This is a genomic window from Pseudomonas sp. Pseusp21 (assembly GCF_059492145.1).
In genome coordinates, this window is record NZ_CP168520.1 from 3,149,996 (window position 1) to 3,166,315 (window position 16,320).

The window sequence follows — 16,320 nt, forward strand, 5'->3', positions numbered from 1 at the left end:
CCATGGACGCTCTGCGTCCGCTCTTGGGACGCGGAGCGTCCCGGGATGCATTCCCACGCAGACGGTTCGACGCCTCGACGTGGGAACGATCAGTGTCAAATGTTCTGGCGATCGCCTTTCGGATCGAAGAACACCGAAGAAACGATTTCCGCCTCGATCACGCTGCCGTCCGCCAGCGGTGCGAACACCCGCTCGCCCATGCGCTTCAGACCGCCCTTCACCACGCCCATGGCAAACGAATAGCCGAGGGAGTTGTGCGCGTAGCTGGAGGTCACGTGGCCGACCATGGTCATCGGGATCGACTGCTTGGTGTTGAACACCAGCTGTGCACCTTCCGGCAGCCAGACGTTCGGATCGATCGGCTTCAGGCCCACCAGCTGCTTACGCTGGTCACGCACGCAGTCTTCACGGTTCATGCCGCGCTGGCCGATCCACGAGAACGGTTTGGTGCGACCGACGCACCAGCCCATGTTCAGGTCGTCCGGGGTCATCGAGCCGTCGGTGTCCTGGCCGACGATGATGAAGCCCTTCTCGGCCCGCAGCACGTGCATGGTTTCGGTGCCGTACGGGGTCAGGTTGTACTGCTTGCCCGCCTCGACGATTTTTTCCAGCACGCCCATCGCGTAATCGGCCTGGACGTTGACTTCGTACGACAGCTCACCGGTGAACGAGATACGGAACACCCGCGCCGGCACACCGCCGACCAGACCTTCCTTCCAGGTCATGAACGGGAACGCTTCGTTGGCCAGGTCGATGTCGGTCACGGCGCTGAGCAGCTTGCGGCTGTTCGGGCCGGACAGGGTCATGGTCGCCCAGTGGTCGGTGACGGAGGTGAAATACACCTTCAGGTCCGGCCATTCGGTCTGGTGGTACAGCTCCAGCCACTGCAGGACGCGAGCCGCGCCGCCGGTGGTGGTGGTCATGACGAAATGGTTGTCGGCCAGACACGCCGTCACCCCGTCGTCGAAGACCATGCCGTCTTCCTTGCACATCAGGCCGTAACGGGCCTTGCCCACGTCGAGCTTGGTCCAGGCGTTGGTGTACACGCGGTTGAGGAACTCGCGGGCGTCCGGGCCCTGGATGTCAATCTTGCCCAGGGTCGAAGCGTCCAGCAGACCGACGCTATCGCGCACAGCCTTGCATTCGCGTTTGACGGCGGCATGCATGTCTTCGCCGTTTTTCGGGAAGTACCACGGACGTTTCCACTGGCCGACGTCTTCGAACTCGGCGCCGTTTTTCAGGTGCCATTGATGCAGTGCGGTGTAACGCACCGGTTCAAAGATGTGCCCGCAGTGACGGCCGGCTACCGCGCCGAAAGTGACCGGCGTGTAGTTCGGACGGAACATCGTGGTGCCCATCTGCGGGATGGTCACGTTCAGCGAACGGGCGGCAATCGCCAGGCCGTTGACGTTGCCGAGCTTGCCCTGATCGGTGCCGAAGCCCAGCGCCGTGTAGCGTTTGACGTGCTCGACCGACTCGAAACCTTCGCGGGTCGCCAGTTCGATGGCGGCGGCGGTCACGTCGTTCTGCAGGTCGACGAATTGCTTCGGTGCCCGCGAAGTGCCCTTCTCGTGGGGCACCTGGAACAGCGCCAGGGTTGGTTCTTCGAGACGGCTCAGGGCTTTCGGCAACACGGCTTCAACGGCCTGGAAACCGGCTTCGGACGCAGCGCGCACGCCGCCTTCAAAACCGTCAGCCAGCGAATCGCCAAGACCGTAGACGCCATTGATGCCACCGACGCACACGCGTTTCTGCGGTGCTTCGCCCGGTACGAAGCCGAGGATGTCTTCGCGCCAGATCGGCTTGCCGCCGAGGTGCGACGCCAGGTGAACCACCGGGCTGTAACCGCCGGAGCTGGCGATCAGGTCGCAGTCGAGCCATTCGCCCGGGCTGGTGACCTTGTGGCCTTTGACATCGATCGCCGCCACGCGGGCAGCGGTCACGTGCTTGCTGCCACGGGCCTCGATCACGGCGCTGCCGGTGAGGATACGAATGCCTTTGGCGCGCGCTTCTTCCACCAGCGCACCACGCGGATTGCTGCGGGCGTCGGCGATGGCGACCACTTGCAGGCTGGCGTCGAGCCAGTCCAGCGCCACTCGGTAGGCGTGATCGTTGTTGGTCGACAGCACCAGTTTTTTGCCCGGTGCCACGCCATAACGGCGCACGTAAGTCGAGACTGCGCCAGCGAGCATGTTGCCCGGCACGTCGTTGTTGCCGTAGACCAGCGGACGCTCGTGAGCGCCGGTCGCCAGCACCACACGTTTGGCGCGGACGCGGTGGATGCGCTGACGCACCTGGCCGATCGGCGCGCGGTCACCGAGGTGATCGGTGAGGCGTTCGTGAATGGTCAGGAAGTTGTGGTCGTGGTAGCCGTTGACCGTGGCGCGCGGCAACAGCAGCACGTCCGGAGTGCTCTTCAATTCAGCGATGACGCCGGCCACCCATTCCATCGCCGGTTTGCCGTCGAGGCTTTCGCGGGAATCGAGCAGGCTGCCGCCGAACTCTTCCTGCTCGTCGGCGATGATCACCCGCGCACCGCTGCGCGCAGCCGCCAGGGCAGCGGCCAGACCGGCCGGGCCGGCGCCGACGATCAGCACGTCGCAGTGCTGGTTCATGTAGTCGTAGGTGTCCGGATCGACTTCGGTCGGCGAACGGCCCAGGCCGGCAGCCTTGCGAATGTACTTCTCGTAAGTCATCCAGAACGATTGCGGGTACATGAAGGTTTTGTAGTAGAAACCCGGCGGCATCAGCTTGCCGCCGACCTTGCCGAGAATCCCCATCATGTCGTTGTTGACGCTCGGCCAGCCGTTGGTGCTGGTGGCGACCAGGCCCTGGTACAACGCCTGTTGCGTGGCGCGCACGTTAGGGATCTGGGTGGCTTCGGTAGCACCGATCTGCAGCACCGCGTTCGGCTCTTCGGCACCGGCGGCGAAGATGCCGCGCGGACGTGAATACTTGAAGCTGCGGCCAATGATGTCGACGCCGTTGGCCAGCAGGGCTGCGGCCAGCGAGTCGCCTTCAAAACCTTTATAGGTCTGGCCGTTGAAGGTGAAGCTCAGCACTTTGTTGCGGTCGATCCGTCCACCGTTGGACAGGCGATTGGTCTGGCTCATACCTTCTCTCCCAGCGCCGTCGTGGCTGTTTTCGCAGTGTCAGCCTTGTCGGTGAATTGCGGCTTGGTGCCGATCTTGTAGGTTTCGAGAATCTCGTAGGTCACGGTGTCGCGGGTGACGTTGAAGTACTGGCGGCAACCGGCGACGTGATCCCACAACTCGTGGTGCAGACCGCGAGGGTTGTCGCGGAAGAACATGTAGTCGCCCCACTCCTCGTCGGTGCAGCTTGCAGGGTCCAGCGGACGCGGGATGTGCGCCTGGCCGGATGCGTGGAATTCCTCTTCGGAGCGCAGTTCGCCGCAGTGAGGACAGAAGATGTGCAACATAGGGATTTCTCCTGTTAGTGGGCGACGGCCGCAGCGCCGTGTTCGTCGATCAACGCACCGTTGTGGAAACGGTCGATGGAGAAAGGTGCGGCCAGCGGGTGCATTTCACCCTTGGCCAGACTCGCGGCAAACACGTTGCCCGAGCCAGGTGTGGCCTTGAAGCCACCGGTGCCCCAACCGCAGTTGAAGAACATGTTCGGCACCGGGGTTTTCGAAATGATCGGGCAGGCGTCCGGCGTGGTGTCGACGATGCCGCCCCACTGACGGTTCATGCGCACTCGCGACAGCACCGGGAACATCTCGACGATGGCCTGGATGGTGTGCTCGATCACCGGGTACGAACCGCGCTGGCCGTAGCCGTTGTAGCCGTCGATACCAGCGCCGATCACCAGGTCGCCCTTGTCGGACTGGCTGATGTAACCGTGCACGGCGTTGGACATGATCACGCTGTCGATGATCGGCTTGATCGGCTCGGACACCAGCGCCTGCAACGGGTGGGACTCGATCGGCAGACGGAAACCGGCGAGCTTGGCCATGTGCCCGGAGTTACCGGCGGTGACCACGCCGACGCGTTTGGCGCCGATGAAGCCCTTGTTGGTTTCAACACCGATGCACACGCCGTTTTCCTTGCGGAAACCGATCACTTCGGTCTGCTGGATCAGGTCCACGCCGAGGGCGTCGGCGGCACGGGCAAAGCCCCAGGCCACGGCATCGTGACGGGCCACGCCGCCGCGACGCTGAACGGTCGCGCCCATCACCGGGTAGCGGGTATTTTTCGAGCAATCGAGGTACGGGATTTCGTCCGCGACCTGCTTGGCGTTGAGCAGTTCGCCGTCGACGCCGTTGAGGCGGTTGGCGCTGACCCGACGCTCGGAATCACGGATGTCCTGCAGGGTGTGGCACAGGTTGTAGACGCCGCGCTGGGAGAACATCACGTTGTAGTTCAGGTCCTGAGACAGGCCTTCCCACAGTTTCATCGCGTGTTCGTACAGGTGAGCCGACTCGTCCCACAGGTAGTTGGAGCGAACGATGGTGGTGTTGCGCGCGGTGTTACCGCCACCCAACCAGCCCTTCTCGACCACGGCCACGTTGGTGATGCCGTGCTCTTTGGCCAGATAGTAGGCCGTCGCCAGACCGTGCCCGCCGCCGCCGACGATGACCACGTCGTAGACCTTTTTCGGGGTCGGCGTGCGCCACATGCGCTGCCAGTTTTCGTGGTGGCTGAGGGAGTGTTTGAAGAGGCCGAAGCCCGAATAGCGTTGCATAGTCATGTACTCCAGAACGCTCAGCGATAAACCGGGAAGTCAGCACACAGGGCCGAAACCTGCTGGGCGACGTTGGCCTCGACATCGGCATCGCCGAGGTTGTCGAGGATGTCGCAGATCCAGCCGGCCAGCGTCACGCACTGGGTCACCTTGAAGCCGCGAGTGGTCACCGCCGGGGTGCCGATGCGCAGGCCGGAGGTGACGAACGGCGACTGCGGGTCGTTCGGTACGGCGTTCTTGTTGACGGTGATGTGCGCGCGACCGAGGGCGGCGTCGGCGTCTTTACCGGTGAGGCCCTGACGGATCAGGCTGACCAGGAACAGGTGGTTGTCGGTGCCGCCGGACACTACATCGTAGCCACGTTTGATAAATACGCTCGCCATCGCCTGGGCGTTGTCGATCACTTGTTGCTGATAGGCCTTGAAGCCTGGCTCCAGCGCTTCCTTGAAGCACACGGCCTTGCCGGCGATGACGTGCATCAGCGGGCCGCCCTGGGCGCCGGGGAATACTGCGGCGTTGAGCTTCTTCTCGATTTCTTCGTTGGACTTGGCCAGGATCAGGCCGCCACGCGGACCGCGCAGGGTCTTGTGGGTGGTGGTGGTGACCACGTCGGCGTACGGCAGCGGGTTCGGGTACAGACCGGCAGCCACCAGACCGGCGACGTGGGCCATATCGACGAACAGCAGCGCACCGACCTTGTCGGCGATCTGACGGAAGCGCGGGAAGTCGAGGGTTTTCGAGTAGGCCGAGAAACCGGCGACGATCATTTTCGGTTTGCACTCGACGGCCAGACGCTCGACTTCGTCGTAATCGATCAGGCCGGTTTTGGTGTCGATGCCGTACTGCACGGCGTTGTACAGCTTGCCCGAGGACGAGACCTTGGCGCCGTGGGTCAGGTGACCGCCGTGGGCCAGGCTCATGCCGAGAATGGTGTCGCCCGCTTGCAGCAGGGCCAGGTACACGGCGCTGTTGGCCGAGGAACCGGAGTGCGGCTGGACGTTGGCGTAATCGGCGCCGAACAGTTGCTTGGCGCGTTCGATGGCCAGCGCTTCGACCTTGTCGACGTGCTCGCAGCCACCGTAGTAGCGCTTGCCCGGATAGCCTTCGGCGTATTTGTTGGTCAGGCCGCTGCCTTGCGCTTGCATCACGCGTTTGCTGGTGTAGTTCTCCGACGCGATCAGCTCGATGTGATCTTCCTGACGTTGCTCCTCGGCATTCATCGCCGCCAGCAGTGCATCGTCGTAACCCTGGATCTGGTCTTGCTTGCTGAACATCGCGTCTCTCCCAGCGGCATCTGTGCGCCATTCGTCTCGGTAAGGCACGGCGTTCAGCCAGTGCCCTTTGATGCGATGGTATGGCCGGCGCAGGGAGGTCAAATGCCTACGGACGCCACGCAAAGGTGCGTTTACGACATGGCAGAGACGACGGACTCAAACAAGCAGCTGGCGCAGGGCCAGAAGAACCACGAAATGCGCGGGATAGAGCGCATAAGCCCAGCGCCGCATGGGTGGCGCGTGGAGGCAAGTGGCGTGTCGCAATAGGAACATTCCGAGCAGTGGCGCGATCAGGCAGGTCGCAATCCCGAGGATGGCGACCAGGTTACCGAACTGCGCGGATTCGTAGAGCACCCGCCATTGATTCGCCGCCAGACACACCAGCCCCGGCAGCAGGCTGAAATACCAGGGTTTGCGAAACACCAGCAACATCGCCAGCGGCAGCAGGACGCCGAACAGACCGAACATCAGTCGCTCCGGGAACAGCGCGGCCACCAGCAAAGCACTGACGCCCAGCAGTCGCGAAATCAGCGCTCGATCCTGCCAGCCCCGCGCCACCAGCAGGCCCAGCGCCAGGGTGGGCATTACGTTCAAGGTGTCGGGCTCGGGAATGTACAAGCGGTAGGGAATCTCGCTGAGCAGGCTGAACAGCAGCAACCAGCCCAGGTAGCGCCATTCGGTCTTGCGCGCGCCGCCCCGCGCCAGGTTCGCCGCCATCGCCAGGCAGAACCACGGGAACGCCAGCCGTCCCGGCACATACAGCCAATCGGCGCTGATCCCGACATATCGCAAGTGATCGAGCAGCATGCTCAGCAGCGCCAGCCACTTGAGCAGATCGAGTGCGCCGTCGCGCCGGCTCAGGTGCATAATCGGCTCGCATCCCTGTAATGTTCTGACAGCGACATCCCGTGTGCTCCCCGGATGATCTTCGGTACAGTGCGCACCATCATTGACCCCACGAAGCGCCACAAGCGCCTCGATCACGGAAGCCGGCCATGACCGACAAGAGCCAACAATTCGCCAGCGACAACTACTCCGGTATCTGCCCTGAAGCCTGGGCTGCCATGGAACAGGCCAACCACGGCCACCAGCGCGCCTATGGCGACGATGAATGGACAGCCCGCGCCTCGGATGATTTCCGCAAGTTGTTCGAGACCGACTGCGAAGTGTTCTTCGCCTTCAACGGCACCGCCGCCAACTCCCTCGCGCTGTCGTCGCTGTGCCAGAGTTACCACAGCGTGATCTGCTCGGAAACCGCCCACGTCGAAACCGACGAATGCGGCGCACCGGAATTTTTCTCCAACGGTTCGAAACTGCTGATCGCCGGTACTGAAAACGGCAAGATCACCCCGGCCTCGATCCGCGAAGTCGCCCTCAAGCGCCAGGACATCCACTACCCGAAACCGCGCGTCGTGACCCTGACCCAGGCCACCGAAGTCGGCAGCGTCTACACCCCGGAAGAAGTCCGCGCCATCAGCGACACCTGCAAGGAGCTGGGCCTGAACCTGCACATGGACGGCGCGCGTTTCTCCAACGCCTGCGCCTTCCTCGGCTGCTCGCCGGCGGACCTGACCTGGAAGGCCGGCGTCGACGTGCTGTGCTTCGGTGGCACGAAAAACGGCATGGCGGTGGGTGAGGCAATCCTGTTCTTCAACCACAAACTGGCCGAAGACTTCGACTACCGCTGCAAACAGGCCGGGCAACTGGCGTCGAAGATGCGCTTCCTGTCGGCGCCGTGGGTCGGCATCCTGGAAAACGACGCCTGGCTCAAATACGCCCGCCACGCCAACCACTGCGCGCAACTGCTGGCCGAACTGGTCAGCGACATCCCGGGCGTGGAACTGATGTTCCCGGTCCAGGCCAACGGCGTGTTCCTGCAGCTCTCAGAACCGGCGATTGCCGCCCTGACCGCCAGGAACTGGCGCTTCTACACCTTCATCGGCAAGGGCGGCGCCCGCTTCATGTGCTCGTGGGACACCGAAGAAGAACGCGTACGCGAACTGGCGCGCGACATCCGCGAAGTCATGTCGGCCTGATCTCCTCCTCCTTGATCGTTCCCACGCTCCGCGTGGGAATGCATACCGGAACGCTCCGCGTTCCTGCCCCACCACTGATGTAACGCCAGGCACCGTCATAACGCGGAGCGTCAAAGGCTGCATTCCCACGCAGAGCGTGGGAACGATCAAAAGCTACAGATGACTTTTCCCACCGCCGCTACAGACTTCGCCTCTAGCGCGATCACTCCGACCACCCCACTCTGCTCGTCCCCCCGTCGAGGCGTCGAGCCGTCTGCGTCGGAGTGCATCCGGGGACGCTCCGCGTTTCTCTCAACAGCACCGCAAGATTCAAGGATGAATCCCATGGGCCGAAGCCGCTACACCATCACCGAACCCGAAAAGCCTCACTTCCTGACCTGCACGCTGGTGGAGTGGCTGCCACTGTTCGTCCGCCCTTACCTCGTCGACCACCTGCTCAACTGTTGGCGCTATCAACAATCCCACCAGCAACTGAAGCTCTACGGCTACGTGATCCTGGAAAACCACCTGCACTTCGTCGCCCAGGCGCCTGACCTGAGCAAATGCCTGAGCCAATTCAAATCCTTCACCGCCCGACAGATCATTGATGACCTGCAAAACAGGGGCGCCGAAAGAGCATTGAAGCGCCTTCGCTTCAGCAAACGGGCACACAAGGAAGATCGGGTGTATCAGATGTGGCAGGAAGGCGCTCACGCAGAGATGGTCTACAGCGAAGAAGTCATGCGTCAGAAACTCGATTACATCCATAACAACCCGGTAAAGCGTGGTTATGTGGAGTTACCGGAACACTGGCGGTATTCAAGCGCCCGAAACTATGCAGGACTGGACGGGTTGATCGAAGTTCAGCGCTGGTACTGAACTCCTGATATCCCGTACGCAGATCGTTCCCACGCTCTGCGTGGGAATGCATACCGGGACGCTCCGCGTTCCTGCCGCACCACCGATGCAACGCCAGGCATCGTCATGACGCGGAGCGTCAAGGGCTGCATTCCCACGCGGAGCGTGGGAACGATCACCACTCAAAGCGACAACTGACTCTCTTACCGCCGCCACAGTCGCCTCCTGACGCTAGGTCACATCGACCTCCTTACCCTTCTCGTTCCCACGCTCCGCGTGGGAACGATCGGCGATCAGGCTCCCTCCCGTTTCAGCTCCATCGTCTACATTGTCTGTCGAGCCATCGCTCACATAACAATAAGCAGGAGCATCCGCATGTCGCTGAAAGACAAAACCCTGTTCATCACTGGCGCCAGCCGTGGCATCGGGCGTGAGATTGCGCTGCGGGCCGCGCGGGACGGGGCCAATATCGTGATCGCGGCCAAGAGCGCCGAGCCGCACGCCAAGTTGCCCGGCACCATCCACAGTGTCGCCGCCGAAGTCGAAGCGGCCGGCGGCAAGGCTTTGGCGCTGCAACTGGATGTGCGTGATGAAGACGCGGTGCGTCAGGCGCTGGCCCAGGCCAATGAACATTTCGGCGGGATCGATGCGCTGGTGAACAACGCCGGGGCGATCAAGTTGACCGGTGTGCAGCACATCGAGCTGAAGCGTTTCGACCTGATGCATCAGATCAACACCCGCGCGGTGCTGCTGTGCAGCCAGGCCGCCCTGCCCTATCTGAAAAAATCCTCCGGGCACATCCTTAACCTGTCACCGCCGCTGAATCTGGCCAGCAAATGGTTCGCGCAATACAGCCCCTACACCGTGACCAAGTACGGCATGAGCATGCTGACGGTCGGGATGAGCGAGGAATTCGCCAACTACGGGATCAGCGTCAATTCGCTGTGGCCGCAGACCATGATCGCCACGGCGGCGATCGAATTTCAGCTGGGCAATCGCGAGTCGTTCAAGCATGCGCGCACGCCAGCGATCATGGCGGATGCGGCACATGTGATTCTGGACAGCAGCGGACGGCGAATTACCGGACGGTTGTTGATTGATGAGGAGATTTTGCGCGAAAGCGGTGTGACCGAATTCGATCATTACCGTTTTGAGCCGGGGAGTGATGCGAAGTTGATGACGGATTTGTTTGTGGATTGATCAGCAAGTCTGTGAAATCCCCCTCACCCTAGCCCTCTCCCAAAGGGAGAGGGAACCGACCGAGTTGTTTTGGCGAGCTACATCGACCTGCAAGACCTTATCGATTATGGATTCGGCAAAGAAAATTCAGGTCGGCGTATTCCTAGAGCATCCCCCAATCAGCTCCCTCTCCCTCCGGGCGGTCCGACGTTTCGGGAGGGCTGGGGTGAGGGGCTTTTGAAGTACCACTCAATATTCGATCCGCACATCCCCCTTCGGCACACTGCAGCAAGAAAGAATGTACCCCTCCGCCTCGTCGTCCTCGGTGATCCCGCCGTTGTGATCCATCTCCACCTCGCCGCCCAGCTTGAGCACCTTGCACGTCCCGCAGATCCCCATGCCGCAGGCTTTCGGGATCATCAGGCCGACCTTCGCAGCCGCCGCATGCACGGTCTCGCCCGGCGCAACGCGGATGCTCTTGTCTGAAGAAGTGAATTCCACCAGGTGCAGATCCGCCGCCGGGACTTCCGGTGCTTCCGCCGCCTGCTCGGCCTGTTCCACCGCGTCGGCACGAGCTTCCGGCGGCGTGGCGCCGAAGGACTCCTCGTGATAGCGCTTCATGTCGTAGCCGGCGTTTTCCAGCAGGCGCTTGACCGCGGTCATGTACGGCGTCGGGCCGCAGCAGAAGACTTCGCGTTCGAGGAAGTCCGGCACCATCAGTTCGAGCATCTTGTGGTTGAGGTAGCCGCGATAGCCGGCCCACGGCTCGCCCAGCCCATGCTTTTCGCAGATCAGGTGCAGGCTGAAGTTGTCGATCCGCGACGCCATGTGTTCCAGCTCGCGGTGGTAAATGATGTCTTTCGGCGAGCGGGCGCTGTGGATGAACGTCATGTCGACGTTGCCGTTGGTGTCGTAGAACCAGCGCGCCATGGACATCACCGGGGTGATGCCGACACCGCCGCTCAGATACAGCACTTTCGGGCTCGGGAAGTCGATGGCGTTGAACAGCCCGACCGGCCCGTGCACCGCCAGCTCCTGGCCTTCATGCAGCGTGTCGTGCAGCCAGTTGGACACCTTGCCCCCCGGCACCCGCTTGATGGTTACCGAAAAGCTGTACGGCACCGACGGCGAGCTGGAGATGGTGTACGAACGCATGATCGGCTGGCCTTCGATTTCCAGCTCCAGGGTCACGAACTGCCCGGGCTTGAAGAAGAACAGGATCGGTTGGTCGGCCATGAAGCAGAAGGTGCGCACATCCCAGGTTTCCTGGATGACTTTGACGCAACGGACGATGTGTCGGCCATTGGCCCAGGTCTGGGTGGTGACCGGATTCAGGAAGCTGTTCGACATGCTGTTCTCCACGGCCGACTGTCGGCCTTCATGTGGCGATTCTGCGTATAGCGCGAACGCCCCGTTTACCTATCCGCGACATTGACATACTTATCGCGACCAGCCCCCAACCACCGGGGGTTGCGCGTCGGGAACAGATTGCACCATGTCGCCCATGGATAAGGTTCTCGCCTGCGCCGGCCCCACACTCGCCCCAACACAAACAGATTCTTTACACCTTGCGTTGCACCCTTTAGCCGCACACCCGATCAGCCACTTTCGCGGCCACGCAGATGGCCTTGAGGAATTCATCGATGGACACCGCAAAAATCAGCCTGGGCGACCCGCTGGAACCCGCACGCAAGGCCACCGCACAAATGCTCCAGGAACGCGAGCGCACCTATTCGCTGCCGCAACCGTTCTACAGTGACGAGCGTCTGTTCGATATCGACATGCAGGAGATCTTCCAGAAAGAGTGGTTGATCGCCGGCATGACCTGCGAGATCCCGGCCAAGGGCAACTACATCACCCTGCAGATCGGCAAGAACCCGATCATCGTCATTCGCGGTGCCGAAGGCGTGGTGCACGCGTTCCACAACGTCTGCCGCCACCGTGGCTCGCGCCTGTGCACCAGCGACAAGGGCAAGGTCGCCAAACTGGTCTGCCATTACCACCAGTGGACGTATGAGCTGGACGGTCGCCTGCTGTTCGCCGGCACCGAGATGGGCGCCGACTTCGACATGAAGCAATACGGCCTCAAACCGGTGAACGTGAAGACTGCCGGCGGCTACATCTTCATCAGCCTGGCGGAGAACCCGCCGGCCATCGATGACTTCCTGTCGACGCTGAACCACTACATGGAACCGTACGACATGGAAAACACCAAGGTGGCGGTGCAAACCACCTTGATGGAAAAGGCCAACTGGAAACTGGTGCTGGAAAACAACCGCGAGTGCTACCACTGCAACGGTTCGCACCCGGAACTGTTGAAAACCCTGCTGGAATGGGACGACGTCACCGACCCGCGCGCCGATCAGGCGTTCAAGGACCACGTCGCCGCCTCCGCCGCTGCCTGGGAAGCCGAGAAGATCCCTTACGCCCACGCCAGTTTCGGCCTGCGCAACCGTATCGTGCGCATGCCGCTGCTCAAGGGCACCGTGTCGATGACCATGGACGGTAAACAGGGCTGCGCCAAGCTGATGGGCCGGATCAAGAACCCGGACCTGGGCTCGATGCGCATCCTGCACCTGCCGCACTCGTGGAACCACTGCATGGGCGACCACATCATCGTGTTCACCGTGTGGCCGATAAGCGCTCAGGAAACCATGGTCACCACCAAATGGCTGGTGCACAAGGATGCGGTCGAAGGCGTGGATTACGACGTCGAACGCATGCGCCAGGTATGGGACGCGACCAACGATCAGGACCGTCGTCTGGCCGAAGAGAACCAGCGCGGGATCAACTCCACCGCCTACCAGCCGGGCCCGTACTCCAAGACCTATGAGTTCGGCGTGGTCAACTTCGTGGACTGGTACAGCGAGCGGATGCTGAGCAACCTCGGCGCCGAGCCTGCTCCGTACCTCAAAGGCGTGCCTGTCCAAGGCTAAGAGCATCGCTGGCAAGTGACAGATCGTTCCCACGCTCTGCGTGGGAATGCAGCCCGGGACGCTCTGCGTCCCAAAAGCGGACGCAGAGCGTCCATTGAGGCGTTCCCACGCAGAGCGTGGGAACGATCACACAATCACCGCATCATTTCGATGACCACCTTACCGATCCATCCTCCCCGATAAACTCCTCGAAAATCTCCTCCCCCACCAACCTGATCTTCGCGTAGCCGTTCAACACCCGCAGCGGATAGTCCGGATCGTTGGCATCCTGCGTCTCCGAAAACAGCACCCGCGAATGCCCGTTCAGCTCGCTGGTGGTGCCGTAGGGAATCGCTCCATGCCCGGCACAGCGCGCGTGTAGCCCACCCTGCGGCGCATAGACGATGCCATTGTGCAGATGCCCCCAGTACCAGTAATCCGGCTCGCGCCCCAGTGCATCGCACACCGGTTGATACAGCGCGGTCTTGTTGTGCCCGGTGATGTCGAAGCCCTGATGGTGGCTGAGCACCATGAGTTTCTTGCGTTTGGGCAGGCTTTTCATCCACTCGATCTGCGGCTTGTTCAACGTGCCGTCCATGTACAGGTTCATGACATCCGAGGCGTACGCCGTGTCCAGCCCGACAATCAGCCAGTCGTCATTGATCAGCGCAAAGTAGCTGGTGCCCTGCTGCCCCGGAAAACGCGCGGCCAGCTCCTTGAAATAGCCGTGGGCGCCGCTGTACATCTCGTGATTGGAGTTGAGGGTGAACGAACCGTGGGTGCCCATCGGCCAGCCGGCCATGTCGGTGTCTTCCTGGGAGTGGGTGCCGGCGTAATAGACATCCCCCAGGTGAATGGTGAAATCGGCATTGGCCAATTGCATCTGGTTGGCCACCGACACCGCCGGCGCATGGCTGTTGAACGGCCCGGTGCCCCAGTCGCCGGCAATCGCCAGCGTCACTTCGCGATCCATTTTCACCAGTGCCGGATCGGTGCCGAAGGTCGCGTGATGGCGCAGGTTCTCGATCCACTTCAGCAGCGCCTCGCTCCACAGCAGATCCAGCAGCTCCCACTTGCGACAGCCCAGCAGCGTGCCGTCCTTGAGCACCTTGGTCTGCAGTTGATCGGGCGATTGCGGCAGCGGCGTCGCGTTGCCGATACGCAGGATCGACAAACCGTGGGACAACTCCCACGGCACGGCCGGCTCGTCGTCCGGCAGCTCGCCGTGCTTGAGCACGTATTGCGCCTGATCGTGACCGCGCTGGAGCAATTTGATGATGGCTTGAAACTCCTGCGGCTCCAGCTCGCTGATGAGCTTCATCCAGGCCATTTCGATGCGCGTGAACAAGCCGTGCAGGCGCAGCTTGACCTTGTCGTATTCGTGTTTCAGATGCCCGACCGCTGACATGGCGTAATCCTCTATCCGTAAGGGTTCACAGGGTTTTCATGAATTCGATCAGCGCACGCTTGTCGGCGTCCGACAGCGTCGTGCCGTACAGGTGACCGCTGTTGTGGTTGCCCTCCAGGCGCGTGTCGTAGGTGAAATCCGCCGAGGCTTTGGCCTGGGCGCCACTGGTCACGAAGCCAACGTTGACCGGGTCGTAGACATCGGAGCCGGTGATGAACACCTGTGGACGTTTTTCCGGCGGTTGCAGCAAGTCCCACAGGGTCGGCACCGAGCCGTTGTGCAGATACGGCGCGCGCAGCCAGATGCCGTCGGTGGGCGTGTTGCTATAGCTCTGGGTCTTGCGGTAGGCACCGAAATCGAACGGCGGTTTCTTGAAGGTGTGGAAGGCCGCCACCAGCCCGGTGGTGAACGAGTTCAGCCGGTGCGGATCGGTGCCGAGCTGGTCGATGTTGGTGGTGACCTGCCCGGTGTCGACGCGACCGAAATCGTGACAACCCGCGCAGTTAGCCTCCCACAGCGGTTTGCCCTGAGCGACCTTCGCCTGATCCAGTGCCCACGGCCACGCCGGCGCCTTGTGCCCGAGCAGCCAGTTGGTCACCCGATTGAAGCTCGGCGGCAGCACCGACTCCGGCGTCGCGCCCACCGCCATCGCAGCGGCGTAGTTGCGCTCGTGGATCTTGTTGTTATTGCCGTCCCAGTGCAGGTACATCGATTCCCGGGGTTTCTGGTTCCACACTTGCGGCAGGTCGACGGTGCCGATGGTCGAGTCATCCGGGAAGCCGAACACCACCATCTTCGTCGGGTTGAAGGTGTCGGTTCGCCCCGGTCCCTGTTGCGGGCGCAGCTTCTGCCAGGCGTAGGCCTGCTTCTGTTTGAGCAGCGCGCTCTTGGCCATCGGGATGATCAGGTAACGGTTGTAGATCTTCTCGAAGAAGCCGAGCTGGAACTTGCTGTTGATCGCCGCCATCACCGCGTCGGTGGTGAATTTCGGATCGCTGGCGCAATCGTAGGCGAACCACTGGAAGGCTTGCAGTTGCAGGGTGTTGGCCGGTGCGCTCGGCACATTCACCGCGACGTCGCTGGCATTCGCCCGGTAGGAACCGGTGTGGCACAGCGCGCAGTTCGGCTCGACGGTCGGGTAGCCGATCTGCCGCTTGGCCATGCCGATCGGCAGGTCCTTGCCGTTCTCGAACAGGAAACCGAAGACTTCCCAGCCACCGGGTTTCGGCAGCTTTTCCGGGCACATCTGCGGCAGCACCGAGAACAGGTAATACGGGATTCGCGCTTCGATGCCCAAGCCAATCGCGGCGTATTTGTAGTGGTCTTCGTCGGAGGCGTAATCCTGCTCCGGCACCACGCGCAGCATCTGATACCAGGTCTGGAAACCGATGAACGCCAGCAGCGCCACCACGATCAGCGTGCCGACCTTGAACGCGTGACTCTGCCACTGCCGCGCCCACGCCGCCCGCCATTCGCGCCAGCCGTCACACAGCAGGGCCAGTGGTCGGTTTTCAGGGGTGGTGCCGAGGTACAGCAGGATGCCGAGGATCAGGAAAAAGCTCAGGTCGCCCATCAGCATCGGTACGAACACCGAGCCCTGGCTGCTGGTGTTGATCAGGTAGATCCAGAACGCCACGGCGATCAGCCGCGTCAGCACGCACAGCCAGGAGTGCACCACGTAGCGCGGCGCGTTGAAGCCCGACGGCATGTAGAACACGCTGATGCCGACCAGCAGCATCCCGGCGTTTTCCAGCCACGGGTCGGAGAGTTGCGGCGGCAGGCCGACCACCGATGTCAGCAACCCCGGCGCGAACAGCGCCGGGATCGCGAACACCATGTTCATTGCAATGCCGAGCCAGATGAAGCGTTGAAACCAGCGGATGTAGCTGTCCATATCAGTTCCCCAGATCGTTCCCCCGTCGAAGCGTCGAACCGTCCGCGGGGGAATGCATCTCGTGACGCTCCGC

At 62.1% G+C, this 16,320-nt stretch carries 12 protein-coding genes; 4 read left to right on the forward strand and 8 right to left on the reverse strand.

Annotation, left to right across the window (positions count from 1 at the left end):
• Nucleotides 1–95: 95 nt before the first annotated feature.
• From ACEN93_RS14365 to ACEN93_RS14385, 5 genes are all read right to left on the reverse strand, one after another.
• Nucleotides 96–3,113 carry a sarcosine oxidase subunit alpha gene (locus tag ACEN93_RS14365; RefSeq protein WP_074692149.1) on the reverse strand — a complete coding sequence of 1,006 codons (3,018 nt, stop codon included), beginning with the start codon at nt 3,111–3,113 and terminating at the stop codon, nt 96–98.
• Nucleotides 3,110–3,439 (reverse strand): sarcosine oxidase subunit delta, encoded by a 330-nt coding sequence (locus tag ACEN93_RS14370; RefSeq protein WP_007959805.1) that lies wholly within the window; start codon nt 3,437–3,439, stop codon nt 3,110–3,112. Before ACEN93_RS14370 ends, ACEN93_RS14365 begins: the two co-directional genes overlap by 4 nt.
• 14 nt (nt 3,440–3,453) lie before the next feature.
• Entirely contained in the window at nt 3,454–4,704 is a 1,251-nt protein-coding gene (locus ACEN93_RS14375) for a sarcosine oxidase subunit beta (RefSeq protein ID WP_003206307.1), read from the reverse strand.
• A 20-nt stretch (nt 4,705–4,724) separates the two neighbouring features.
• Nucleotides 4,725–5,978 carry a serine hydroxymethyltransferase gene (glyA, locus tag ACEN93_RS14380; protein ID WP_064599942.1) on the reverse strand — a complete coding sequence of 418 codons (1,254 nt, stop codon included), beginning with the start codon at nt 5,976–5,978 and terminating at the stop codon, nt 4,725–4,727.
• A 156-nt stretch (nt 5,979–6,134) separates the two neighbouring features.
• Nucleotides 6,135–6,845 carry a TraX family protein gene (locus tag ACEN93_RS14385; protein ID WP_495610189.1) on the reverse strand — a complete coding sequence of 237 codons (711 nt, stop codon included), beginning with the start codon at nt 6,843–6,845 and terminating at the stop codon, nt 6,135–6,137.
• A 128-nt stretch (nt 6,846–6,973) separates the two neighbouring features.
• On the opposite strand from ACEN93_RS14385, the gene ACEN93_RS14390 reads away from it, so the two are divergent.
• The 3 genes from ACEN93_RS14390 (at nt 6,974) to ACEN93_RS14400 (ending at nt 10,051) form a co-directional block, all read left to right on the forward strand.
• Nucleotides 6,974–8,014 (forward strand): threonine aldolase family protein, encoded by a 1,041-nt coding sequence (locus tag ACEN93_RS14390; protein ID WP_039768015.1) that lies wholly within the window; start codon nt 6,974–6,976, stop codon nt 8,012–8,014.
• A 324-nt stretch (nt 8,015–8,338) separates the two neighbouring features.
• The gene (locus tag ACEN93_RS14395) at nt 8,339–8,872 is read left to right on the forward strand and encodes an REP-associated tyrosine transposase (protein WP_074692140.1); all 534 of its coding nucleotides are present in this window, start codon (nt 8,339–8,341) and stop codon (nt 8,870–8,872) included.
• Between the two features lie 354 nt (nt 8,873–9,226).
• Nucleotides 9,227–10,051 (forward strand): SDR family oxidoreductase, encoded by an 825-nt coding sequence (locus ACEN93_RS14400; protein ID WP_039768013.1) that lies wholly within the window; start codon nt 9,227–9,229, stop codon nt 10,049–10,051.
• Nucleotides 10,052–10,279: 228 nt separating this feature from the next.
• On the opposite strand, the gene gbcB is transcribed toward ACEN93_RS14400, so the two are convergent.
• Entirely contained in the window at nt 10,280–11,380 is a 1,101-nt protein-coding gene (gene gbcB, locus ACEN93_RS14405) for a glycine betaine monooxygenase reductase subunit (protein WP_011336281.1), read from the reverse strand.
• A 293-nt stretch (nt 11,381–11,673) separates the two neighbouring features.
• Between gbcB and gbca the strand changes: the two genes are divergently transcribed.
• Nucleotides 11,674–12,966, forward strand: coding sequence for a glycine betaine monooxygenase oxygenase subunit (gene gbca, locus ACEN93_RS14410; RefSeq protein WP_039768012.1), 1,293 nt, complete (start codon nt 11,674–11,676; stop codon nt 12,964–12,966).
• A 142-nt stretch (nt 12,967–13,108) separates the two neighbouring features.
• Here gbca and ACEN93_RS14415 read toward each other — a convergent pair whose 3' ends face one another.
• Together ACEN93_RS14415 and ACEN93_RS14420 are read right to left on the reverse strand one after the other, a co-directional pair.
• Complete coding sequence (locus ACEN93_RS14415; protein WP_495610190.1) at nt 13,109–14,353, reverse strand: metallophosphoesterase family protein; 1,245 nt, start codon at nt 14,351–14,353, stop codon at nt 13,109–13,111.
• A gap of 25 nt (nt 14,354–14,378) precedes the next feature.
• Nucleotides 14,379–16,247, reverse strand: a complete 1,869-nt coding sequence (locus tag ACEN93_RS14420) for a c-type cytochrome (protein ID WP_495610191.1) — start codon at nt 16,245–16,247, stop codon at nt 14,379–14,381.
• Nucleotides 16,248–16,320: the final 73 nt, after the last annotated feature.